Source organism: Candidatus Protochlamydia sp. W-9, from assembly GCF_001950615.1.
Lineage (GTDB): Bacteria > Chlamydiota > Chlamydiia > Chlamydiales > Parachlamydiaceae > Protochlamydia > Protochlamydia amoebophila.
The window spans coordinates 1-24,047 of sequence record NZ_BCPZ01000372.1 but is presented as its reverse complement, the minus strand read 5'-3'; the positions used below and the strand labels follow the sequence as shown (position 1 = coordinate 24,047).

The following is a 24,047-nucleotide window of genomic DNA, read 5'->3' as shown; positions in this document are numbered from 1 at the left end:
AAATGAGGTCCCAGTAAATTCCAAACTCTGTCGGATATATCATGTCTTCTGTGCGCTTCCATAAGATGCTCCATTGATGAGCGTAGAAGAGTAGCACATTTAAGCATTTATTTTATTTCTCCTGACTACACTATCTAGGCTATCTTCGCTAGAGTTAAATATCTCAAATTTCTTGGATTTATATGCATCAAGCAACTGTTGTTCTAAATTCTTCAAAACTTCTGTCAGTTGATAATAATCGGCTAGTTGAATGAAAGAAGGGATCTCTTCCAAAGTAACTTCAAAGTTAGCATTCATGGCACAATTAAGCAGATGCGTAAACTCTTTTTGTGTCAAAGCGAGTGGGTGTTGAAGGGTTTCTTGAAAATTTCCTGACCAAAGAGTCTTAAAATAAAGGGATTTTTCTCTTAACATGGTTAACTGAGAATGAGAAATAGTCAGAGAAGTTCCCTCTTGAAAACTTAGTTGAAGTTCTTCAGATGAAGATGAAAGATCGGGAACTTGAATCGTTGGTGTACCAATTTCTTCTATATTCGCCAAAGGATTGCCTAAGGAGTTATTTTCATTTCTAGGAGGATCGCTAATTTCTTGAGATTGATAGTCAGAAGTGGTCATTGTATTGACAAGATAACTATAGTTTAGAGTAGGAATATTCAAAATGGCCATCCAAATGAGTGAAATAAATTTTAATTTATAAATGTTTTAACAATATTATTTATAGATAAAAAATTATTGCAATAGCCATGAGATAAAATAGGCAGTCACATTTAAAGAAAAAATTTACCTTTATCAATAGAGATTCGTTAAAAATTAGGTAGTGCTAAATAGGTAAAGCTATTCCAATAAACTGATCTAATTGAATAGAGTAATTTTTCTAATTCAAGCAGAGAAAAACAATGAAATGCACACACTGCGGATCAGATTTGGTAAAGAAGAATGGTGATACAAGACAGAAAAAGCAAAATTTTCGCTGTTTAAAGTGTGGCAAACAAGTGGAGCGAAAACAATGAAGCTAAAATCATTAACGAAAAAACAAAGAAACTTGTTAGAAAACCTCTTTTGGAAAGGGTGTCTCTACATAGAGTTTATCGATACTCAAATTTTAATAATCGGCTCTGTACACTTCGTAACTGGATCATGAAATTGTAAAACTATGGGCCTTCTTAAAAAATATAAAGACTTTAGAGGAAAAATATCTACTACTTATACTCAGGGAGATGTTTTAGAGATTTCTTTATCTCAACTAATTGTGGATTAAACTAGCTTATTTAATTATACTTATAAAAAATACTTTACAAGTACACTTTATGTTAACGTTTTTATTCATCTAAGGAACATTTCATAATGAAACTCCCATTTTATAGAGTATTAATATTTATCATTCTAGTAGTAGAATCGGTTTATGCTGCTCCGTGGGTTATCTCTCATAGGGGTGGAGGAGAAAACTTTCCAGAAAACACACTTCTCGCTTTTTCTAAATCCATGGAAATTGGATGTGATGCCATTGAAATAGACGTACAAGTAACAAAAGATGGTGTTGTTGTCGTTTATCACCCAGAAGATTTAAAAAAATGGACAAATGGTTATGGTGCCATCTCCTCACATACTTGGGAAGAAATATCAACTCTCAATGCCGGCTACAACTATAAGCCGGAATGCGGGTATCCATTTAGAGATAAAAACTTACATATTCCAAGAATAGAAGAGGTGTTACATCATTTTCCAAAGACTTTAATCATTGTAGATATGAAGTCTTTACCTGCTGAGACTCTAATCAAAGCCTTAATACGAGCAATTTCTGATGAAGAATCGATCCGGCTTGTTTTTTACTCAACTAATGCCGAGCATATCGATTTATTAAATTCTTACAAACCTCATTGGATAACGTTTGAAAAAAGGGATCTTACCCGACAAAGATTTTTAGAATTTAGCCAAACAGCTCAATCTGCTCTACCAATTGACTCGGTTTGGATGGGTTTTGAGCTTAAAAGGAAAATGATGGTTACAGAAACATTCACGCTAGGAAATGGAAATAGTACAGTAGAATTTCATTTGTGGACACCGCGACTCGTTTCCTATTTAAGAAACTCTACTACGAAGTTATTTTTGGTGTTATTCGGGATTAACAAAAAGGATGAATGGGAAGAGGCCCTTACATTAAATGTAGACGCCGTATATACGGATAATCCTTGTAGAATTATAGACATGAAAAAGAAAATCGAAAAAGTTAATTAAAAGCTGTTTTTAGATTTTCTAAATAAAAGACTCCTATCGAATACGCCTTTAGAATTTTTAGATTAATAGTCCAAAAATTTAAAAAAACAGCAAATATAGTATTTTAAAAGAAGGAGTAGTTTTTCCTCAACATTACGCCTAATTAAATATAAAAAATTCAAGCTATTCTGTTCGGCTTGAAATGACTAAATAAATTATTTTCTATCAAATATTTCAAAAACAAAGGAATAAAAATGGCAGAATTGTCACATGCTTTTAATAGTCCCTCACCATATCAACCAACACAAGTTCTTTCATACACTACAGAAGAACTTTTGCAAAAAGGTTACCTAGCTATTCCCTGCGGTACCCAAGAAGAAGCAAAACTTTGTTTAAAAATCAATGTAGTAGTAGAAACAATAAAAGAATTTTATTGGATGAATTTTCAACTGGTAGGTGTAAATGTGGATAAAGAGGGAGCTATTCCACCGTTTTTTATTCATTATCCTAAAGAAAATGCCTATTATGCTCCTAAGCTGAAACATTTTGCTTTTGATAACAAATTTGCTTCTCGTCCAGATATTGTGTGTCATGAAATAACACACGCCGTGATAGCGTATCATAATCCATTACAATATAAAGGAGAATCAGGAGCGTTAGATGAAGCAATTGCGGATGTTGCTGCTATAGCATTCAAACAATATGAGAGTACGAGTCCAAATGATTGGCAAATTGGTAATTTGCGTAACTTGAGCAAAGTCCCTGAAAAATTTAAGTCTTCAACCACATATAACCTTGGTAATGATTTCGGCTATATGCATGATAATAGCTTGATTATCAGCCATACATTTTATCTTGCTTCAAAAAATCTGTCTCATGATTCAACTCATTGTAAATTACTTTTTAACATTTGGTTTAAGTCGATGTTAGCTCTTGGAGATAAATCTTTTAAAGGATTTAGAGCTAAGACAATCAAAGTTGCTAATGAGGATATTCATACAGTCGGTAGGATTGTTATTAACGCTATCTCCGATGCTTGGGAACAAACCTCCCCCCTTTTTCCGTAAAGTGTTAACAAATTTAGTTGGTTAGACTTAGGCCCTGCTAATATGCTAGATAAATGGCATAAAAACGTATTAAAAAATGGGAAATTAAAAAAGTTACCAACCAAGTTGGTAACTTTTTTCCATAAACAATGAACAATGGCTTCTGTCCCTGCTTATTCTGATGCTTGCCCTAGGAACTCGGTCATATAGCAAATTCAAAATCGATAATAACCATTAACCCTTTAATGAAAACTAAAAAAAGGCTTTGTAAATTTTCTTATTTTATTTTATTTTTATTTTTTTCTAATGATATACAGCTAATAAATTAGAGAATGTTACGTTGTTAGTGTTAGTTAAACAAAAAATATCTATCATGTGTCGTTGAATTTAGCCTTGAAAACTAATTTGGAAATAGGGGAAGAAGGTTCAATTACTTTTCTCCTGCTCTAGATAAACGCTCGGTAATGGTTTTCCAAAGCCCTTCTGAAGGGAAGTCCATGTCTACCCAAGCAATTTTTGCTTTCTCGAAATCGAGCTGACGTAAGACGGCATAGAGGTTTTCTGCAACCTCATGAGGGTTGGAAAGCGAGCCTAGATATAAAACTCGCTTTTCAACAGGATAGGATTTTTCTGTAAATCCCACAATAAAATCAGCTTCTGTTATCTGTTTTTGGTCCCCTAAAAATAGAGTTGCTTGAGGAGCATAGTGACGGAACATTTGTCCCGGAGAAATAATTTGATTATTTTTAACTATTTTTTGGTAGATAGGCTCATAACCTAAAATAGGTTGAAAAACAGTAGCTGGTAAGGCTCCTAAACGTGCTATTTCCCACTGAGAATTTCGATAATGCAAAATAGTCGATTCAACACCTTCTTGACAGGGCCCTCCATCTAAGACGGGAAAATCTAAGCCAAAATCCATTTCTACATGTTTTACATCAGTAGAAGAAGGCTTTCCTGATAAATTTGCAGAAGGCATGACCAAAGGACCAACAGCTCGGATGACATGCAAAGTTAAAGGATGAGAAGGCATTCTAAAAGCTGCTGTTGGAAGCCCTGCTCTGACAATGGAAGCTACTAAATCTAATTGAATTGGAACAATAAGCGTGAGTGGACCTGGCCAAAAAGCATGGGTTAAGGCGTCAAAATGAGGAGGTAGAGCGATCGCATACGCACTCACATCTATAGGATTGGCAACATGAATGATCAGAGGATTTACTAGAGAGCGTCCTTTTATCTCGAAAATTTTTTTGATTGCTCTAGGGCAAGTCAGCCTAGCTGCTAACCCATACACTGTTTCTGTCGGCATTGCGACTAATTGATTCGCTAACAATTTCTCAATTGCTTCTTCAACATTAATACGCATAAATTTTATTTTAACCGCTTAATAATATCACTTAAAGCTAAATGTAGCTTGTCAATTTCATCAACCGTATTATAAAAAGCAAAAGATACCCGTGCTGTGGCAGGAATATTAAAAAATTGCATAACAGGTTGCGCGCAATGATGTCCGGTACGAATTGCAATTCCTTTTAGATCTAGAAATGTCCCTATATCTAAAGGATGAATTCCTTCGATCACAAAACTGATCAAAGAAGTTTTGTTAACTGCTTGACCAATAATATGAAGATCTGGAATTTGCATCAGCTTCTTGGTCGCATACTCTAACAGGGTATGTTCATAAGTTTGAATACGCTCTATTCCAATTTGATTAAGATAATCTAAAGCTACTCCCAATCCCATGACCTCTGCAATCATAGGGGTGCCTGCTTCAAATTTTAGAGGAAGCTGATTATAAGTTGTTTTAACAAACGTCACTTTTTCAATCATATCTCCTCCTCCTTGATACGGAGGCATTTGATCGAGAATTTCCGCCTTACCATACAAAATACCGATACCGGTAGGTCCCATTAGTTTATGACCTGAAAAAACAAAAAAATCTGCGTCTAAATCTTGCACATCAATTTTAAGATGAGGGACACTTTGTGCACCATCTACGAGAACTTTCGCCCCTGCTTCATGCGCTTTTTTAATGATTTCTTTAATGGGATTAATCGTTCCAAGAGAATTTGCCACATGAGTGATAGCGACAAGACGAGTTTTTGGGCTTAGAAGCTTTACATACTCATCAAAAAGCAGTTCTCCCTTTTTATTCATAGGAATAACTTTTAGAACAGCTCCTCGATCTTCACATAAAATTTGCCAAGGCACAATATTCGCATGATGCTCCATTGCACTAATCAAAATTTCGTCACCTGGCTTCACAAAGACCTTGCCAAAGGAATAGGCAACCATATTGATCGAATCTGTGGCTCCTCGAGTAAAAACAATTTCTTCTATATTGGCAGCATTGATAAAACGTTGAACTTTTAAACGTGTGTCTTGATAATTCTCAGTGGAATGAATGGCTAATTCGTAAACAGCACGGTGAACAGTTCCATAATGATTCCGATAAAAATCACTCATACAATCAATAACAGCGTTCGGTTTTTGAGTTGTTGCCGCAGAATCGAAATAAATAAGAGAATGTCCATGCATCGTTTTATTCAACATGGGAAAGTCTTGCCTGAGCCTGTTAACAGCAGATTTTTCTAAAGGATTCATAATCAACCTTTTGTTAGATAACGATGCGCCCTTTGAGAAATTGCTTCTTTAATAGAATTGATAGGAATCATTTCGATGACTTGTTCAGCAAAACCATAAATTAATAAATTTTTAGCAGCCATTTCAGGAAATCCACGGGTTTTCATATAAAAAAGCTGTTCTGCATCCAGTTGGCCGACAGTTGCTCCATGAGAAGCTTTTACATCATCTGCAAAAATTTCTAAATTAGGTTTGCTATCTGCATGGGCATGATCGCTTAATAACAAATTATTATTCAGTTGAAAAGCTTCTGTTTTTTGCGCTTTTTGTCGAACCATAATTTTTCCTTCAAAACTTGATCGACTAAAGTCGTTTAATACTGCTTTAAAAAGCTGATAAGAGCGGCAATTTGGTGCTTGATGATCAATAAAAATGTGTGTATGTACTTCTCGTTTATCTTCTAACATCGAAATTCCATTCAGCAAAACTTCTGCATTTTCTCCAGAGAGAGAAATATGATAATCATTACGAACTGTCATTCCCCCTTCAGTAATACACACTGTCTTGAACGTCGATTGTTTTTTTAGATGTGCTCTAACAGCTTCAAAATGCCATGCTTGGACATGTTCCTCATTCAGAATTTGCGTGTAGTGAACATATGCTTGATCTTCAACAAGGAAATCGGTGACTTGATTAATAAAATATCCATTCATGGATTTTTGATGAATAGAAGAAACAAATTTAACTTCTGCCTGAGCTCCAACGCAAACATTTATTCTTGGCATCAACATCAATAATTGACCTTGTGCTTGCACCAAATGCAAAATTTGAATGGGGATTTCGACAATAGTTTTAGGGGGAATATAAATAAACGCCCCCTGATGATGCAAAGCACTATTAATTAGAGCAAATGAGTCATTTTCTTCTTTAAGAGATTTCGACCAATAATTATTAAAAAAAGTTCCAAATGTCTGATTTGCTTCTTGTAAAGTAGAAATTATTACCTGCGAAGGTAAATTTTTTGTCTCCGAAAATTCGGAACAAAACTGACCATTGATAAAAACGAGAAATGAGTGTTGACATTCAGGATAAACCAAAGAAGCAATTTGATCTTTAGTGATGCTCTCTTCTTTAGGAAATTCATAATTCTGAGAAAATAGATGTCTAAGCTTAATGTAGCGATAAGCCTCCGACTGCTTTGTTGGTAAACCTCGCTCTAAAAATTGACTCCAAGCTTTCTGACGAGCCTTCTGCAAAGGATCTCCTTGATTGATGGCATCCAAATGCTTTTCCAATAAACTTGTAAAGATTTTTTGCTCTAGGCCCAATTCGAATGTCATGAGACAACCCCCTCTTTCGGTGATTGAACGAGCCAATCATACCCTTTACTTTCCAATTCGAGAGCAAGCTCAGGCCCACCTGATTGGACAATTTTTCCACCTAACATGACATGCACAAAATGAGGTTTAATATAATCAAGAAGCCGTTGATAATGAGTGATCAATAATAAACCCATTTCAGGATTCATTAATTGATTGACTCCTTTTGCCACAACGCGCATCGCATCAATATCTAAACCTGAGTCAGTTTCATCTAATAAAGCAAGATTTGGGTTTAAAACCGCCATTTGTAAAATTTCATTCCGTTTTTTTTCGCCGCCCGAAAAATTTTCATTTACATTACGCGATCGAAGTTCTGGCTTAATTTCCATTTGCTGCATTTTCTCGTTTAGTAAACTTTCAAATTCAGTCGTTGTCAGTTCTGATTTCCCCTCAGCTTTAAGTTTGGCATTCAAAGCAATTTGAAGAAATTGGCTATTACTCACACCCGGAATTTCAACGGGATATTGAAAACTCATAAACAAACCTAAATGAGCGCGTTCTTCAGGTTCTAACTCAAGTAAATTCTGTCCTTTAAACCAAACTTCGCCCCCTGTTACTTCATAAGCAGGATGGCCAGCTAATACTTTTGCCAAAGTCGATTTACCTGCCCCATTTGGGCCCATAATCGCATGAATTTCTCCCGTTTTGATATGAAGATTAACCCCTTTTAAAATTGGAGTTCCCTCTACGGTTGCTGTTAATTCTTTAATTTTTAGCATGATTCATTCCTAATCTAATATCTAAAGATTTTTAATCTCTCTTTCATTCTATTTTAGCGCCAAAAGCACTTTAACAAGTAAACTAAACAGCGCAATAAATTCACTGATTATCCAACAGAATTTTCTAATTTGATCGCGAGAAGTTTTTGAGCTTCAGTCGCAAATTCTAAAGGAAGCTCTTGAATAACATCCTTGCAAAACCCATTGACAATCATATTTACAGCATTTTCTTTTGAAATCCCTCGGGATTGAAAATAAAAAAGCTGCTCTTCATTCATTTTAGATGTAGAAGCTTCGTGCTCAACTTGACTAGTGGCATTTCCAACTTCAATGTAAGGAAAGGTATTAGCTGAGCATTTATCTCCAACCAGCATCGAATCGCATTGAGTGTAATTACGCGCATTAGTTGCTCGAGGAGCTACTTTTACCAAACCTCGATAACTGTTATGAGAAAGATCAGCTGAAATCCCCTTAGAAACAATCGTAGATTTTGTATTTTTTCCTAAATGGATCATTTTAGTTCCCGTATCAGCTTGCATTTGCCCATTAGTCAATGCGACAGAGTAAAATTCTCCAACAGAATGATCTCCTTGTAAAATACAGCTAGGATATTTCCAAGTAATTGCAGCGCCTACCTCAACTTGCGTCCAAGAAATTTTAGAGTGGGCACCGGCACACCTGCCTCGTTTAGTAACAAAATTGAATACCCCACCTTCGCCTGTTTTTGGATTTCCTGAATACCAGTTTTGAACCGTTGCATATTTAATTTGCGCGTTATCAAGGGCTATTAGTTCAACGACAGCGGCATGAAGTTGATTATTAGTAAAAGCAGGTGCTGTACACCCTTCTAAATAACTCACGTAAGAGTTTTCCTCAGCAATGATCAAGGTTCGTTCAAACTGACCCGATTCCTTATCATTAATGCGAAAATAGGTAGACAACTCCATCGGACAATGAACGTCCTTTGGAATATACACAAATGATCCGTCGCTGAAAACTGCCGAATTAAGAGTAGCAAAATAATTATCTCCAATTGGAACAACGCTACCAAGATATTTCTGAATGAGCTCTGGATGGGTATGCATTGCTTCTGAAATGGAGCATAAGACGACTCCCGCTTCCTCTAATTTTTTCTTAAAAGTTGTTCCTATAGAAACCGAATCAAAAACCATATCAACAGCAACGTTGCTTAATCGTTTTTGTTCTTCTAAAGGAATTCCTAACCTTTCAAAAGTTTTGATAATTTCAGGATCAACTTCACTTAAATCATTTAGAACAGGTTTTTTCTTAGGAGCTGAATAATAAGTGATATCTTGGTAATCAATTTTAGGATAATTAACATTTGCCCAAATTGGTTCTTCGGACTCTAACCATCGTTGATAAGCTTTCAACCGAAATTCTAATAAAAAAGCGGGCTCATTTTTTTTTGCAGATATCGCGCGGATCGTTTCTTCATTCAATCCCTTGGGAAGGCTTTCGGTTTCTATTTCTGTCACAAACCCATATTTATAATCGGATGATTCGTGACTAAATGGAGACAATTCTGCATTCATTCTGATCCTTTATTTATTAAATTGTTTAACATCATTAGATCCACAAAATGAGGTCTATTAACCTGAACTTTGGGTTATTAAGAAATTACATCGATTTAAATAAACACAAACTTTAATTGTCTATTTCACGTAAACAAATAGCAAAATTTAAAAATAAAATTTTGTTTACTTATATCTTCAATCACAATAATTATTAAGATGATTTCAATAGTATTTATCAAAGATCATAACGAATCTAAAAAGGGGTGTCAATTTGTATTTCCTTCCGGGGCCTCAGGAGTTTGACTAGAGATCAAAGATTTTAACCATCGAATATTTAAGAACTGCATATAGGTAAAAAGGAGATTTCATTCGACGGTATAGTTTCATCTCGTTGCGAGCCGATATCAATCGAAAATGGCGAGCGATTTTTGTTCGATCCTTCTTCCATCCTCGGCAATGATAAGCCTTTAATTGTGGATCGAATCCTAATACCCAACCTTGTTGCCTTAACCGCACCGAAAGATCAATATCTTCTTTGTACATATAAAAAGAAGGGTCCATAATTTGATTAGGACCTAGTAGAACGGATTTTAAGGCCGAATAACGACAAAACATAAGAGCTCCGCAAAGAGCTGGCACAAATTCAAAACCCCCTTTCCAATCTTCTCGATAACGCTCTCCTTGGTAGCGATCGAACCATCTTCCATACCAACTGCGAAAAATCCCCGACGAATCGATGTTTCCTGTTTCTTGCTGATGCTCTAAATCAAAGCCCAAAAGCCATCCCGATAACGCTGCTACTTTCTCAAATGCTTCTTTATCCATCAAAGCAAGAGCGTCTTGAATAAAGTGAGGGGTTAAAAAAGTGTCTGGGTTTAAAAATAAGAGATAGTCGGTATCACTAGGGATATAAGATAAGCCGATATTATTACCTTGGCAAAATCCGACATTGTTTTTAAGTAAACAAATTTTAACCGAAGGATCGGACAAATAATCTAATTTTAAATAAGAAGCATCTGTTGAACCACTATCAATAATCACAATTAAATCAAGCAGCCGAGTTTGTGCAAATAATGCTTTCATACACAAAGCGAGGCATTCTTGGCTATTATGTGTAACAATAATAGCAGCACAAATTTTTCTTTTGTTCAAATTCTCTCTCCTTAACTCAGCAATTTTATTTGCTAAATCATATCTGAATCAACAACAATAAAAGTTACTTTGTGCTTATGATCTCGGCTCAAACGAGCATAAAAATCTAACTCTTCAACTTTTTCTTTACTGACAGAAACTGCAACGGAATTAAATAGAGGGATTAAACTCTCTGCCTCAGCACTTATGGGGAATGCGGGGCTAACACCAATGATATAATCATATTGTTTTTGCAATTCTTGAATCAAATCTTCAAATAATTTTGAACTCAGTAATTCGGCAGAATAACGGCTCATTCCTCCTGCAACAATTTGATCTCCATAAACTGTTTTTTCAATTGAAGGGAATTCAATTTGCCCTTCCAAATATTGCAAAAGTCCATTCGAAGAAGTTTCAGCTTGACCAAAATTTAATAAAATTCGAATGATTTTTTTACCTTTTTTCACAAATAAATTAGCAAGATCTGAAGAATAATCTGGCCCCATTCCTTCTATTAAAAGTAACTTGTTGATTCTTATGGAAGATCCCTCTAGAGGAGAAACAAGAAAACTTCTTAATCGCCTTAAGGTTTCTAAATCATCATTAAAGATCATATTTTGAAAACCCTCACAATAACTAGAAGACAAAACTCCAGAAACATGATGTCCGAGCAGTTTCAAATTATCCTGGGAAATAGTCAGCCCTTTTTTTAACGTAGATCCAAGAGTTAATCCCGCTCCGAGCATCCCACCAAATAAACTCCCCAAAAGAGCAAATGGGATTAGTTTAGGTGTCACTGGATGGACAGGAGTAACAGACAAGTCAATGGGTGCCGATTGAATCATTTCCAAGTTATGTGAAATATTTTTAGATTCCACCATTTTTGCAATTTCTTCGACAATTAATCGATTGGTTTGCAGTTCTTGATCAATTTGTTGCTCTGCTACCCATTTTTGAGGTAGGCCACCCATCTCTTTATGAATATTTCTCAAATGTTGTCTAATTAACACCCTTTCTTGACGCAAGTTTTCCAAACGAGATTCAACATAATCTTTTAATGTATTTTCTAAGAGCGACATTTGCTGATGAATGAGCTCTAAACTCACGTTTTGCAAAACATAGATTTTCTCATCAATTAATTTTTTATTCAGCTCCATTAATTCAATCATTTGTTTAAGATGTAAAGTTAAAAAAGTTCGTTGCAATGCTAATTCATTCTTCAAACGTTCTTGTTCTTTGACACTCTGATTGTTTTGATCTTTTAAGGTTAAGACTAAATGACTGGCTTTTTTAAGCATTTCCTGACTAATTGGATCAATCAAACCAGCACTTAAAGAAGTAATTTCGAAATTTTCATTGTCCATTTGAGTAATAAAAAAAAGATTTTGCCGAATTGTAGCTTCTAAATCAATCAATCGTTTAGAATAATCTACATAAAGCTCTTCAGCAATTTTTAAATTGATTCCTTGATATTCACCCGACGAATTTTGCTGATGAGTTAATCGAGTTTGTAAAATCTTTTCATACACAGAAAATAAACGCTCTAAATTGCCTAAATAATAAAGAAAATTTTCTCTAGACTTTTGCCATTCAATAGGGTCTATGTTTTCTAAATCATTTAACCGCTCAAACCAATTTTGAATCAAAAATCTGGGATCACTCAATAGCACAGAAGGGCTTGGTGGTAAGTTTTGATGAAACCTATCCATTACATCTTGTAGGTCTACCATATGCTGTTGAGTTTCTTTAAGCTCATCTAATTGTTTGTCTAAAGAAAAATGAAGGCTATCCTTTTTCAGAGCTGTCTTTTTTTGCAGCTCTATTTCCAACCCATCTCGCCTTTGTTTCAAATGGCGAATTTCAGTTAATACTGTATTAATGGTTTGAGAATCCCCTTCATGGAGCCGATAACTATCATAATAAACATAGTTGCTGGATTGAACGTTCTCTAACCTTTTTAATTCCAGCTCATTAGCAAGCAATTTATCTCTATATTCATGCTGACTTTTTGCTAAAAAATCCATTTCTTTATTGGAATCTACAAATCCCGAATTGAATAAATCATCTTTTAAAAAATCTGCATGTTTCTTCATTAAATCAGCTAATTTCTCACCTAACTGGTTTTGTCTGTCTTGTAAATAATCAATTTGTATTAAAGCGAGGCGATCATGGTTTTTCTTCAAATAGTTTTGATAACATTCCATTGTGGTATTGATAAATATACTCGAACGATGACGATCACGATCCATATAGGAGAGCTTAAGAACACCTTTATCTGTTTTAACTGTTTCAATTTCTAGTTTTTTAGATAATTCATCGCAGGTAGTAACTAAAGGTTTTACCGTTAAAAAGAAGGTTTGCGAAGGTTTAAGCTTATCAGAAACTTTTGTCAGGGTAAAGCTCAGTTGGTTTGATATAAAGGGTAATTCGAATTCTCCTTTGCTTTCAGTTATTTTTGAGTTTGAAGGAGCCTTGACATGGAATGAATCATCGTCATTTATAGTAATTGTCAAAGTTAAAGGAATTTCTCCAGAATAATTGAGAGATGATAATTGAATGGGGCACTGAATATCAGGTAAAACAGGATAAGAAGATTTAAAAAGAGCTCTTTTAAAGATTAATAAATTGTTTTTAATGTTACTTCTCCAACCTTCCATTTCACAATCTTGCTGAAGATGGCCTTGTAAGTGCAATTTTTCAACAACATCCTGTAAAATTTTACGCGATTTAAATAAAGAACTAGCTTCGTTTTCTTGCGTGTTAGTATCACTTCCTAATAATTCAATTAATGAAGTAGAAATATTTCCAGATTTATTACTTTTTTCTCTAAATGTTGCTTCTGCATTATAAACTACAGGTCTAATCAAGGTAAAAAGAACCCCTAAAACCCCAAAAAACAGGGAAAAATACAAAATACGTTTTTTAGATCTTCGAAATAAAGATAAAATATCTGACGATGTAATAAGAAGTTTGTCATCTTTATCTGTTGTCTTACTCATTTCTAACCTAATCTACATATCTTAAAGTATTTATTATATACAAAAACAAATTGCTCATCCCCAAGCGATCAATTTCTAAAAAGCCTATAAGTTCCATAAGCTGTTTGAACCCCTAAGCAGCTTGGTAGTAACTGATCAATAAACCTATTCCATTGCGTAATGGGTTTCTCAGATACATAAACCGTATCTCCTGGCATCAAGAGTAAACTATCATTAGGTAGATGAATAATGTGATTCCAAGAAAGAACGTAAATTTTAGGGTTTTGTAAATTTCCCCTAATGACTTGGATACAATCCCGATTACCAGTAAAAGGAATGCCTCCAGCAGAGACAAGTGCTTGTCGTAAAGACATAAAACCATAAGGAAGATTAACAGCCATTGGATGTCCTACTTCACCCATCACCATAACTGTCGAGTCACTTGGAGCGGCAATAAAAATACGATCTCCTCCACGCATAACAATATTTTGACTCATATCCCCTAAATTCATCAATTTATAAATATCTATGGGAAGCTGCTTCCCTTCTCTCACCACATAACTTTTAAAAAAATTGGCATTATTGGGCACTTTAGCTAATGCTAAAACTTCATATAAACGAATTTTTCCATCGACAGCAATGACAGGAGTGGCTACAGCTCCTGTGAGTTCAACTTTTCTGGAAAGTCTATTTCGATAATTCAAGAAAACTTCAACGTCTTGAATCTGTTCCTGATAGCAAAGCTGTATTTTCTGTCTAGCCTCTTCGAGCGATAAACCTGCTACCTCAACAGATGGGATATCTGGAAAATCGACTCTGCCTTCACTAACTCGAAAGCCTATTGTTGCATTAATAAATTGAATAGCATCCATCACATCGCGTCGTTTCGGATGGTAGATCGCAATATTCAAAATATCATCTTCAGAAATGACATCTTGATATTCTTCCATTGCATCGCAATCTAATTCCTTAACGTCTGATCCTTCCATATCCAAAATTGCCAACTTCCCCTGGCGAATTTTATAAGAATCAATCACAAATTCATCTGCACCAAACACGTCATAATTATGACAAGGTGTACTACAAGAGCTGAGAAAAAAAAGAAGGGAGAGGAGGCAAAATACAAGATATTTCATCATAGAGGTTACAAACTTTAAAACTTTAAACTTTTAGGAGTTATCTTTCTTAGCCTATTTTATATTAAATCAAAAGCATTTTTTCTTTCTAAACCACTTTAACCCAAGCATTTTTTGTTATGTTTTTTATTACTCAAAAAATTATTTTAACTCATGATTGGTCATAATCGTAAGTTCAAACCAATAAGGTGAAGAGGTAGCGAAGATATCCTTTTCAAGATTGGTGGGTTATGCTTTAATCATCAACTGACACATTTGAGCTTAGATTATATGGCACGTTTTTTTGATAAACAACTCTCTTTAATCATTCTTATATTTTTGATGCCTCTCTTTTTTCTCCCTAAAATCAACCTCTTAACAGTTGGTTCCGAAACGGCAGGTTTGAGAATTGATGATCTATTTCTCCTTTTCTTTGGCACACTTTTAATTTGGGCTCATCTTCTTTTAGATAAACGCTTGTATATGATTGAAATTTGGGTGCTCATTTTAACTTTATTTGGCATTCTGTCATTTGCTTCTAATCGGTTTCTAATTTCGCTTGGATATCATTTTTTAGATGCAAAAATTTTTTACGCAGTCCGCCTGCTAGAATATTTTTTATTTTTCTACATTGGAACTTTGGCTTTTCGATTTCATTTGAGTAAAGGCTTTATACAAGCGTTCTTTTTATGGAATTTTTTCCTAATGACTTTACAAAAGTTAAATTTAGCAGGAGCTATCACAAATTTAGGATACGAAAAAGATGTTTCAACAAGGGTGCAAGGAATCGCCTCTTTCCCTTCCGAGATGGGGTTATTACTTAATCTATTATTTTGCTACATGATATATGATGATAGCTATCGATCAAAAATCATTCAGATATTCCCTTCTTACTATCGTTATTTTCTTCGCAAAAGCTATTTATATATTCTGTTTATCGTCATCGGCATTTTTGTGATATTTACAGGTAATCGTATTTCTCTCCTTGCCCACTTGATCTGTTTTTTAGGTAAACTCAAACAGGAAATTAATTGGAAATCGATTGGATCTTTTGTTTCTTTAACAATTGCTTTTCCTCTTTTAATGGGAATCATTATTTATATGGTGATACAAACAGATTCTATCTATAGCCGTAGCGCCAGCCTACTTTCTATAAAAAATATTCACTTAGCACAAATTGTTTGGGATAAAATTGATCTAACTCAAGATCCCATTAGCAAAAAATTGATAGAGACTGATGAATATGATATGAGCTGGTGGCTGCGCATCCATAAATGGATTTTTGTGACTAAAGCTTTTGTCAATCATCCTGAAGTTTATTTACAAGGGTTAGGACCTGGATTTGCCTGGTCGGCATTAGATGGAGGAATATTAAGAATCATTGTAGAGTATGGCCTAATTGGCTCTCTACTTTTTTTTAATTTTTTTAGATCTATTTACAAAATTAACCAACAAATGAAATGGATGACAATTTCTTTACTCATCAATATGATTTTTTTTGATGCTCACCTCGCTTATAAAACAATGAGTTTTTACTTATTTGCCGCTGGTTACTGCTTTGAATCTAAGCATAACCACTCTTTAACTGCTAGCTCCACTCGTGCTAACCACTTAAAACCTGAATTAATATTCTTTTCTTAGTAACAAACTGAGCATTTTAGTTGCCTAATGAGATATAAAAACATTTTATGTTGGGTAAAAGATAGCAATCACATAACTTCTAAACAAACCTGAAGGAATAATGCCCAGTTGACAACTCAATAGAACTTCTTGCCCATTTTTATTTTTAGCAAGCAATCGAATTTGCGACTCGGTAGCCGTTGTAAGAGCAGCTAATCCTCTTCTCCATTCGTTTAATCCTTCTTGAATAATTTGAGCAAAATCTGAAATGAGCTTATCTGCACTCCATCCAAGTAAAGCTTTGGACTGTTGATTGGCAAATAATAATTTTTGATCTTTTTGAGAAAATACAACAATCAATCCACCCTCTTCATTTTTTAAATTGTCAAAAAGACGCCGCTGATCAATAGCATAGTTAGAAGTTGAAAATTCTCTATAGCGAGTAGTTTCATTATTATAGTAATTAGCCCCAGTCATTTTTTGAGCCATATTTATACATTTTTTCAATAATGCACTAGCCTCAATTGTTGTTTTGACCCAATAACCGTTTTTAAGATCTAACGAAGGAATGATAGAAGTATGAGTGGGAAAATCATCGAAGTCTTCAATAAATGATCCATTGGAGTTATTTTTAAACAATACTTCTTTTTTAGAAGTATTTGATTCTGTTTCATGCAAATATAATAGAGTTTTAATTTCATAACTCAAATCATGCACCTTTGTATCAAGATGAAAAATTTGATCTTGTCTTTTTTCCATTTCGCTACGCTGATCTTCTATTGTCTGCTGTAAAAAATTAATTTGTAATTGTTTTTGCTTTAATTGTTCTTCAGAAAAAAGTTTATAGTCTGCAAAATCTTGTTGGGTTTGCTGAGTTTGCGATATAAGAGATTGATTTTCTTCAACTAATTTTTGAATTTCAGATTGCTTAAGAGCTAATTCTTCTTCCCTTTTTCTTTGTTCGTCGTTGAGGTTTTCTAGCGAATTTAATAAATTCCCCTCTTCTTTAGTTGTAAAAGAAGAAGCTTCTTCCAAAGGCACTAATGTAAATGCGGGATCCAATGCCGTCACTTTATTCTCTTTTTCAGAAGAAAGACTGCTTTGAGAAGAAAGGATCGCTGACTCTCCCTGCCACTTCGTTTTTAAGCCTATTTCCCAGTAGTAAGCAAGCAAAATTAAACAAATAGATCCAATGGCAACTAGAAGAAGTCCTAAAGTAAGGATAGACCAACTTTTCTGATGGGGCATTAACCCTATGCTATAGGTAACAAAAAATAATAAAGGGAGAAGATAGAAAAAAATGACGGCTGCAGAAAAAAATTGTCGATTTGTTGTTTTAAATTTCATACTAAAAAATACGATTTCCTGATTCGTTATAAATCCAACTATACACAATTGATATTAAAAGAGACATGAGACTTCTTTCCAAGCTTGTTTTGTTTGCAAAAAAATTTTCTCCTATTTTCTCTAATCATTATAACTTCAATAAATTGATAGCAAATGATTTAAAAAATATCGTTTTAAGTTGCACACTATTCTCTCCCTTGTTATGTTCTTACAATATAGAAAACAATTCCAAGTTTGTAATTGATTATTAAAAAAATGTCTAATATTGATGCATTTTGCAGCATATCAAACATTTAAATTTATTATTAAATTTTATTTTTTATAGTATTTATTTTAACTTTCCCTAATATTAAATAATCAGAAAATATGTCCGATCATGCACAATTTGACATCGTCATTGATTCCTCTGGAATTCAAAAAGAATATTTAAAAGATCTTTATCGCTATCGAGAATTACTTTATTTTTTTACGTGGAGAGATATTATTGTTCGTTATAAGCAGACAGCGCTTGGGATTTTATGGGCTTTATTTCGTCCTATTTTAAATATGTCTGTCTTTGCTTTAGTATTTGGCAAAATTGCTAATCTACCTTCTGACGGAGTCAAGTATCCCCTATTTGTCTTGGCTGCAATGCTACCTTGGTTACTTTTTGCAGGTTGTGTGATTGATACTAGTAATACTTTAGTGAATAATGCAGCAATGATTTCCAAGGTCTATTTTCCTCGTATGATTCTACCCATTAGTAATATCCTCGTGAATTTTTGTGATTTCATTGTGACTCTCCTGCTTTTATTTATTTTATTTTTATTTTCAGGCACATTAACGACTTGGACAATAGTACTACTCCCTATTTTCATCAGTTTGAATTTGATTCTTTGTTTAGGAATAAGCCTGTGGATGGCAGCCGTTACAGTCCGCTTTAGAGACTTTCGTTTTTTAATTCCTTTTATCGTCCAATTCGGCCTGTTCATTTCTCCGGTTGGTTATGGAAGTTTTTTAGTGCCAGAACCGTGGAGATGGCTTTATTTTCTTAATCCGATGGCAGGTATTATTGAAGGCTTCCGTTGGTGTTGTTTAGGCATATATCATACCGATCTTCCTTTAGCCTTGCTTTTATCTAGTCTGATAAACTTCATTTTGTTAATCACCGGATTTAGATATTTCCGTAAAATGGAACGTATTTTTGCAGACATTATTTGAGTAACCTATGAATATCGTTGAAATCGAGCAGTTATCTAAAAAGTATTTAATTTCTCATGAAAATCAAAATCCTTACGCTTCTTTAAAAGAAATTGCGACTGATTGGTTTAAAAATTCTTTTAAACGTTTAACTTCTCCTTCAACTTCTTTTATAGAACGATGTGAAGAGTTTTGGGCACTCCAAGATATCAATTTAAATATTCAGCAAGGAGATCGAATTGCTCTGCTAGGGCGGAATGGAGCGGGTAAATCAACATTACTAAAACTAATTTCGCGCATTACAGAGCCCACAACAGGCAAAATCAAAATCCGAGGGCGTGTTTCGTGCTTGTTAGAAGTGGGAACAGGATTTCATCCTGATTTAACAGGTCGAGAAAATATTTTTCTGAACGGCGCAATTATGGGAATGAGTTATCAAGAAATACGAAATAAATTTGATGAAATTGTTGATTTTGCCGAAATAGAAAAATTCTTAGATACACCCATCAAAAAATATTCTAGTGGGATGTATATGCGACTTGGATTTGCTATTGCCGCTCACCTAAATTCTGATCTTTTAATTGTTGATGAAGTTTTAGCTGTAGGAGATGCGCAATTTCAAGAAAAATGCATAAAAAAAATGAATGAAATGGGAATGCAAGGAAATACTATTTTATTTGTGAGTCACAGTGTGAGCTCCGTGCTTTCTCTATGCAATAAAGGAGTCTTTCTCGAAAAAGGAAGATTGAAAGCTCTGGAACCAATTGAAACCTGCATTAACCGCTACATCAACAGTTGTCCCGCTGCAGGACTTGAATGGAAAGGAACCTTGGGAGATGAGCATGTTCAATTTTTTCAAACAAAATTATCCACTCCTAAATCTAGTTCAGCCCTTTTTTTTCACGATGAACAAGCAACTATCAGCATCGATTTTGAAATTTTGAAATCTCAACCTGACCTTATTTTAGGAATTAGTATTTTAAATAGTCGCAATCAAATTATTGCCAGATCTCGCCTTTGCGATCATAATGAGTATTATGATCTCATTTTAAAAACGGGGCGCCATCATTTAAACTACACTTTAGATCCCAACCTATTCCATCCTGGCGAATATCAAATCCGATTAGAATGTTCTATTTTAAACAAAAAGAAAATCTTACAAGGTGAGATTTTATTGAAATTTACTGTTTATTCTTCACAAATCCAACAATCCAAATATGAATTTGGAATTGACAAAGATGGAATTAGCTTAGGGAATCGTTGGTTCCTGTCAAAGCACTTATAAAACCATGACTCAAGGAAGTGATCGTTTTCAATTTTTGGACGGACTCAGAGGAATAGCAGCTTTATGGGTCGTTTTCCTTCATTTTCATACGCTCATTAATGAAAGGTCTACTAATCAATTTTCTTGGATTCTTGATCAAATATTGCCACATGGACATATAGGAGTTAACATTTTTTTTGTCTTGAGCGGTTTCGTTATAGCTTATAGCATTAGACAAAACATTATTACCTTTCCTTTCATTGCTCGTTTTTTTATTCGACGATCTATTCGCTTAGATCCCCCGTATTGGGTGGCTTTACTCATTTTGACTGGGCTGATTCTAGCCGGACCCTTTTTCTTTCAAAGAGGGATAGAGTATGTACCTAGCTACCAGCACCTGTTTCTCAATGCTTTTTATATTCACAATTTTTTCGAGTTAAAAAGTATTTTACCTGTTGCTTGGACACTTGCCTTAGAATTTCAATTCTACTTTGTCTTCGTTTTTCTTCTTAAATCTGTCCAATTTTTAAATATTCAAATGAATCATTCTGAATTCAACTATTCTACAGGATATGCCACAGGTTTATTTTGGTTTTTATTCATCTTATCTCTCATGCAGATGTCTCATATAGGGTTATTTTTTGAGTTACCTGGTTTTTTTCTGCCTTTCTGGTATAGCTTTTTTATTGGTTCTTTGCTTTGTTGGGCGATGTTGAACTTAATATCCGAATTTCAGCTTTTTTTATTCTTTACTGCCATGCTTTTTTTTTATGTGATTGGAAAAAATGAAGATATTTTGATCACTTCAGCTGTCGCTTTATCCATTCAATTATGCATAAAGAAAAATAAACTCCATAGCTACTTAAGCTCTTATCCTTTTCAATACTTAGGTAAGATTTCTTATAGCTTATACTTGACTCACTGGTGCGTCGGGACTAAATTGATCAGTCTTATTTCCTATGCTTTAAATACAGGTATTAACGAAATCCCAGCTTCTATTCTTCTTATAATGGGCACTCTTCCAAGTCTTGCAGTTGCTCACATATTTTATCATTACATTGAACAACCTTGCCTGCATTGGAGCCGAAAAATTAAATTCGAAACTATTTTTCTACCTCAGAATTTCCGAGTCACAAAAGAAAAACAAGGTCCATGAGGATGGTCCAGCTGGTCAAAATTAATATCAATACGGTTATAGCCAAAATGGTAGCAACAATTAAGTATATCTTCCCTACTTGACCACTGACTTGTATTAGCCGGTCTTTCAATAAACGTGGACCATTTTCTAGCTGAACCATATCGATAGAAATACGTTGAGTCATTAAATCTTTCGTAAGTGGCTGAAGTCGCGGCTCCAAATCTTTTTCTTAAAAAGAATTTCTTGCAATGTTCTTCTTCATAATAATGATTCCAAACATATAATTGCAGACACTTATCTGCCATTTTGGCATAACTTGTTGACCGTGATAAAGAACGCCCACAGCCAAACCCAGATCAAACTGGTTAGAAGATTGCCGCAAATATTGCATAAAATCTTCGAAGAGAAATTCAGACCGATTTAATTTTAACACCTCTTTAACTATTAAATATCTTAAATAGGCTCTAGGATGCGCTTTAATAGAAACAATAAATTGAGCTCCTGCATTTTGTAAAATATACGTATTGACCTGCTCCCCAAAAATTAATCCATCTTAAGATGGATAAAATTTTAATTAAGGAGCAAAAAAATACATAAAAGTCGTTTTTCCGAAGAGCAAATTATTTCTATTTTAGGCGAAATGAAAGCTAGGTGTAAAGTTCTAGAGCTTTGCCGAAAGCACAATGTGACACCCAATACCTTTGATAAATGGAAGGATAAATTGGCAGCATGACAGTTTCGGAGGCCAAGCGTCTAAAGGCTTTAGAAGAAGAAAATGCAAAGCTAAAAGCGATACTTGCGGAAGCGCTATTAGACAATCGAGCCCTTAAGGATATTGTTTCAAACAAGTGGTAGGCTCACAAGCTCAAAGAAAAGTGGTCGGTTATCTAAAAGAGCATTTTGAAAGAAGCGAAAGAAGCGGTTGTGAGCTCATCAAAGTGGCGCGATCGACCATGCGTGATAAAAGTCATGCTCGAGAGAACAAAGGCTTAAAAGAGCGTATTTTTCAGATTTCTTTAAAGCATCAGAGCTATGACGCTCTTCTTAAAAGAGAACGATGGTTGGTCAATCATAAAAAAGTTTATCGCCTATCCATCGAAGAGTCGTTAAGTTTAAAAAGAAGAGAAGAAATTTGCCAATCGATAGAGAGAATCACTTGGAAAAATGACACCGACCAAATCAAAGATAGGCAATCGATTTTATGTCGGACAGTTTGGCTTCAGGCAAGAAAATCCGAATGCTACCTATTATAGATATTTTTTCAAGAGAATGCCCAAGCGATTTTAGTAGGAAGCTCTATGCCAAGCTACCGAGTAATTGAGGGTTTGGATCGTTTGAGCTTGATAAAAGGACTGCCAGAAAGCATCACAGTAGACAATAGCCCTGAGTATACTTCAAAAATTATTCAAAAATGAGCCAAAGAAAAAGGCATCGAACTGAATGATATTTCATCAAGGAAGCCAACAAAGAATGGCTATATTGAAAGTTTCAATGGAAAAATCAGACAAGCATGTTTAGATCAACATTTATTTTTAGACTTACAAGGAGGCATAAAAAATCATAGAAGCTTGGAGGATAGAATACAATGAAGAGCGGCTGCCTAAGCTCGCTTGGGTATTCGACTGCAGCAGAATTCACTAGCGACTATTTTCTTAAACAAGAAATGATGGAAATCAATAACAGTATAAGTTTATCATTGGATTACATTTTTGGAGAAGGTCATTCTAAATTTATTCTTAAAAAAATGATAAAAAAAAGCCAAAGGATTTTTGCTTAGATCCTTTGGCTTTGATATTTTGTTACTTTTTTTATTCAGCATTGACTACATAGTATACAAAAACTATGATGAGTTATTTTTCAAACTTTTTGCAAAATAATCCCTTACCTAATTGAAATCAAACTCTTAAGAAAATATCTTTCAAGAGTTTTGGATTAAAGCTTCTCGGCCAGATAATACAGCGGCTCCTAACATTGCTCGGAATAAAGATTTTTTTAAATCTATGTCTAAAACTTTTGAAACTATGCACAGTACTTCCTCCATTGGTTTTGATACGGATGCTAATGATGCCATCACATATATTCTCATTATTTTTAGCCGACCTGGTTTATAATTTATAGGTAGCGGCTGTAGCCGTACCATATCCTGCACAGAGGAACTTATATCCTTATCGAAGAACACCCAGCTTAGGAAATCCATAATGTCAAAATGAGAATCCAAGTGATTGCCTTCAAAAAAAAGGTCAAACTTTTTTTTCATAATGTCAATACGTTCGTCCCAATCTCTAATGCCGTAGTTTGCTCTAATTTTTTCAATCTTATTTTGTATAGATGCTATGAAAGCAACTTCCGACTCGAAAAAACTCTTTCCAGAATAAAATACCTCATCAATGATCTCTTGTTTTTCAATGATGTTTTCTAGATCTTTTAGTTTCACTAGCGCATTGTATATTTGATCTAACTCATCACAGCAAAGATCGATCACTTTTCTGATATTTTTCTGCTCTTCTTTTCTCAGTTCCTTCCATCTTATTAATGTGTAAATACCGTACGGTATCCCGCTTGGAAGACAAAGGAAGACGGTCTCCCAAGTTTGTAATTTAAATTTCTCTACTATTGAATTTATCCCTGATTGATGACCTTCCTGGAGAGTAGCCCATTTTTCTTTCGCTTTTTTTTGATCTTCCGGAAAGGACCCCAATAAGCCCAACACATAGTCTCGAAGCCGATTTACTTTTTGCTCGAGCATTGCAACTGTTTTTTTAGGGACCTTGCCTTCTATCTCTTTTAATACTGTGT

At 34.5% G+C, this 24,047-nt stretch carries 22 protein-coding genes and 1 pseudogene; 11 read left to right on the top strand and 12 right to left on the bottom strand.

Translation table 11 applies throughout. The features are described 5' to 3' along the window. Positions 1-99: 99 nt before the first annotated feature. Positions 100-657 (bottom strand): BTB/POZ domain-containing protein, encoded by a 558-nt coding sequence (locus tag BU804_RS10200; RefSeq protein WP_320410548.1) that lies wholly within the window; start codon positions 655-657, stop codon positions 100-102. 239 nt (positions 658-896) lie between these two features. Between BU804_RS10200 and BU804_RS12375 the strand changes: the two are divergent. The 3 genes and pseudogenes from BU804_RS12375 to BU804_RS10190 form a co-directional block, all read left to right on the top strand. Next, positions 897-1,092 (top strand): annotated as a pseudogene (locus tag BU804_RS12375) (IS1/IS1595 family N-terminal zinc-binding domain-containing protein); the annotation flags it as partial. A 252-nt stretch (positions 1,093-1,344) separates the two neighbouring features. Further along, a complete protein-coding gene (locus BU804_RS10195) occupies positions 1,345-2,235 on the top strand; it encodes a glycerophosphodiester phosphodiesterase family protein (RefSeq protein ID WP_075883983.1) in 891 nt (296 codons plus the stop codon). Between the two features lie 233 nt (positions 2,236-2,468). Continuing rightward, entirely contained in the window at positions 2,469-3,281 is an 813-nt protein-coding gene (locus BU804_RS10190) for a M4 family metallopeptidase (RefSeq protein WP_075883982.1), read from the top strand. A gap of 409 nt (positions 3,282-3,690) precedes the next feature. On the opposite strand, the gene BU804_RS10185 is transcribed toward BU804_RS10190, so the two are convergent. The 8 genes from BU804_RS10185 to BU804_RS10150 all read right to left on the bottom strand — a co-directional run bounded on the left by BU804_RS10185 (position 3,691) and on the right by BU804_RS10150 (position 14,727). After that, a complete protein-coding gene (locus BU804_RS10185; RefSeq protein WP_075883981.1) occupies positions 3,691-4,626 on the bottom strand; it encodes an L-threonylcarbamoyladenylate synthase in 936 nt (311 codons plus the stop codon). Positions 4,627-4,631: 5 nt separating this feature from the next. Beyond that, positions 4,632-5,864, bottom strand: coding sequence for a cysteine desulfurase (locus tag BU804_RS10180; RefSeq protein ID WP_075883980.1), 1,233 nt, complete (start codon positions 5,862-5,864; stop codon positions 4,632-4,634). A gap of 2 nt (positions 5,865-5,866) precedes the next feature. After that, complete coding sequence (gene sufD, locus BU804_RS10175; RefSeq protein ID WP_226996190.1) at positions 5,867-7,183, bottom strand: Fe-S cluster assembly protein SufD; 1,317 nt, start codon at positions 7,181-7,183, stop codon at positions 5,867-5,869. Next, positions 7,180-7,944 carry a Fe-S cluster assembly ATPase SufC gene (sufC, locus tag BU804_RS10170; protein ID WP_075883978.1) on the bottom strand — a complete coding sequence of 255 codons (765 nt, stop codon included), beginning with the start codon at positions 7,942-7,944 and terminating at the stop codon, positions 7,180-7,182. Before sufC ends, sufD begins: the two co-directional genes overlap by 4 nt. Before the next feature lie 107 nt (positions 7,945-8,051). Next, entirely contained in the window at positions 8,052-9,497 is a 1,446-nt protein-coding gene (gene sufB / locus BU804_RS10165; RefSeq protein WP_075883977.1) for a Fe-S cluster assembly protein SufB, read from the bottom strand. A gap of 285 nt (positions 9,498-9,782) precedes the next feature. Beyond that, complete coding sequence (locus tag BU804_RS10160) at positions 9,783-10,631, bottom strand: glycosyltransferase family 2 protein (RefSeq protein ID WP_079988702.1); 849 nt, start codon at positions 10,629-10,631, stop codon at positions 9,783-9,785. Positions 10,632-10,663: 32 nt separating this feature from the next. Further along, positions 10,664-13,609, bottom strand: coding sequence for a Wzz/FepE/Etk N-terminal domain-containing protein (locus tag BU804_RS10155; RefSeq protein WP_075883976.1), 2,946 nt, complete (start codon positions 13,607-13,609; stop codon positions 10,664-10,666). Between the two features lie 68 nt (positions 13,610-13,677). Beyond that, complete coding sequence (locus BU804_RS10150) at positions 13,678-14,727, bottom strand: polysaccharide biosynthesis/export family protein (RefSeq protein ID WP_193427256.1); 1,050 nt, start codon at positions 14,725-14,727, stop codon at positions 13,678-13,680. 267 nt (positions 14,728-14,994) lie between these two features. Here BU804_RS10150 and BU804_RS10145 point away from each other — a divergent pair, with 267 nt between their 5' ends. Then, positions 14,995-16,344: a hypothetical protein gene (locus BU804_RS10145; protein WP_075883975.1), complete on the top strand. Its 1,350-nt coding sequence runs from the start codon at positions 14,995-14,997 to the stop codon at positions 16,342-16,344. Between the two features lie 45 nt (positions 16,345-16,389). Here the strand turns inward: BU804_RS10145 and BU804_RS10140 are convergent, their stop codons facing one another. After that, positions 16,390-17,670 (bottom strand): hypothetical protein, encoded by a 1,281-nt coding sequence (locus BU804_RS10140; protein ID WP_075883974.1) that lies wholly within the window; start codon positions 17,668-17,670, stop codon positions 16,390-16,392. A gap of 366 nt (positions 17,671-18,036) precedes the next feature. On the opposite strand from BU804_RS10140, the gene BU804_RS10135 reads away from it, so the two are divergent. The 3 genes from BU804_RS10135 to BU804_RS10125 are packed head-to-tail and all read left to right on the top strand — an operon-like array spanning position 18,037 to position 21,269. Continuing rightward, positions 18,037-18,870, top strand: a complete 834-nt coding sequence (locus BU804_RS10135; protein WP_075883973.1) for an ABC transporter permease — start codon at positions 18,037-18,039, stop codon at positions 18,868-18,870. Between the two features lie 7 nt (positions 18,871-18,877). Further along, positions 18,878-20,134, top strand: a complete 1,257-nt coding sequence (locus BU804_RS10130) for an ABC transporter ATP-binding protein (protein WP_075883972.1) — start codon at positions 18,878-18,880, stop codon at positions 20,132-20,134. A 4-nt stretch (positions 20,135-20,138) separates the two neighbouring features. After that, the gene (locus BU804_RS10125) at positions 20,139-21,269 is read left to right on the top strand and encodes an acyltransferase family protein (RefSeq protein WP_075883971.1); all 1,131 of its coding nucleotides are present in this window, start codon (positions 20,139-20,141) and stop codon (positions 21,267-21,269) included. Here the strand turns inward: BU804_RS10125 and BU804_RS13000 are convergent. After that, entirely contained in the window at positions 21,230-21,556 is a 327-nt protein-coding gene (locus tag BU804_RS13000; protein WP_143298994.1) for a hypothetical protein, read from the bottom strand. The genes BU804_RS10125 and BU804_RS13000 overlap by 40 nt on opposite strands. Positions 21,557-21,840: 284 nt before the next feature. Between BU804_RS13000 and BU804_RS17825 the strand changes: the two genes are divergently transcribed. From BU804_RS17825 to BU804_RS17820, 4 genes are all read left to right on the top strand, one after another. After that, positions 21,841-21,984 carry a transposase gene (locus tag BU804_RS17825; RefSeq protein WP_102035389.1) on the top strand — a complete coding sequence of 48 codons (144 nt, stop codon included), beginning with the start codon at positions 21,841-21,843 and terminating at the stop codon, positions 21,982-21,984. Continuing rightward, positions 21,981-22,106 carry a hypothetical protein gene (locus tag BU804_RS15585; RefSeq protein WP_255346661.1) on the top strand — a complete coding sequence of 42 codons (126 nt, stop codon included), beginning with the start codon at positions 21,981-21,983 and terminating at the stop codon, positions 22,104-22,106. The genes BU804_RS17825 and BU804_RS15585 overlap by 4 nt, the downstream gene beginning before the upstream one ends. Continuing rightward, positions 22,100-22,504 carry a hypothetical protein gene (locus BU804_RS10110; RefSeq protein ID WP_075883969.1) on the top strand — a complete coding sequence of 135 codons (405 nt, stop codon included), beginning with the start codon at positions 22,100-22,102 and terminating at the stop codon, positions 22,502-22,504. The genes BU804_RS15585 and BU804_RS10110 overlap by 7 nt, the downstream gene beginning before the upstream one ends. Before the next feature lie 177 nt (positions 22,505-22,681). Continuing rightward, complete coding sequence (locus tag BU804_RS17820; protein ID WP_079988703.1) at positions 22,682-22,840, top strand: integrase core domain-containing protein; 159 nt, start codon at positions 22,682-22,684, stop codon at positions 22,838-22,840. 329 nt (positions 22,841-23,169) lie between these two features. Here the strand turns inward: BU804_RS17820 and BU804_RS13590 are convergent. Next, positions 23,170-24,047 (bottom strand): hypothetical protein (locus BU804_RS13590; RefSeq protein ID WP_158025054.1); only part of this gene is annotated, 878 nt, incomplete at its 5' end.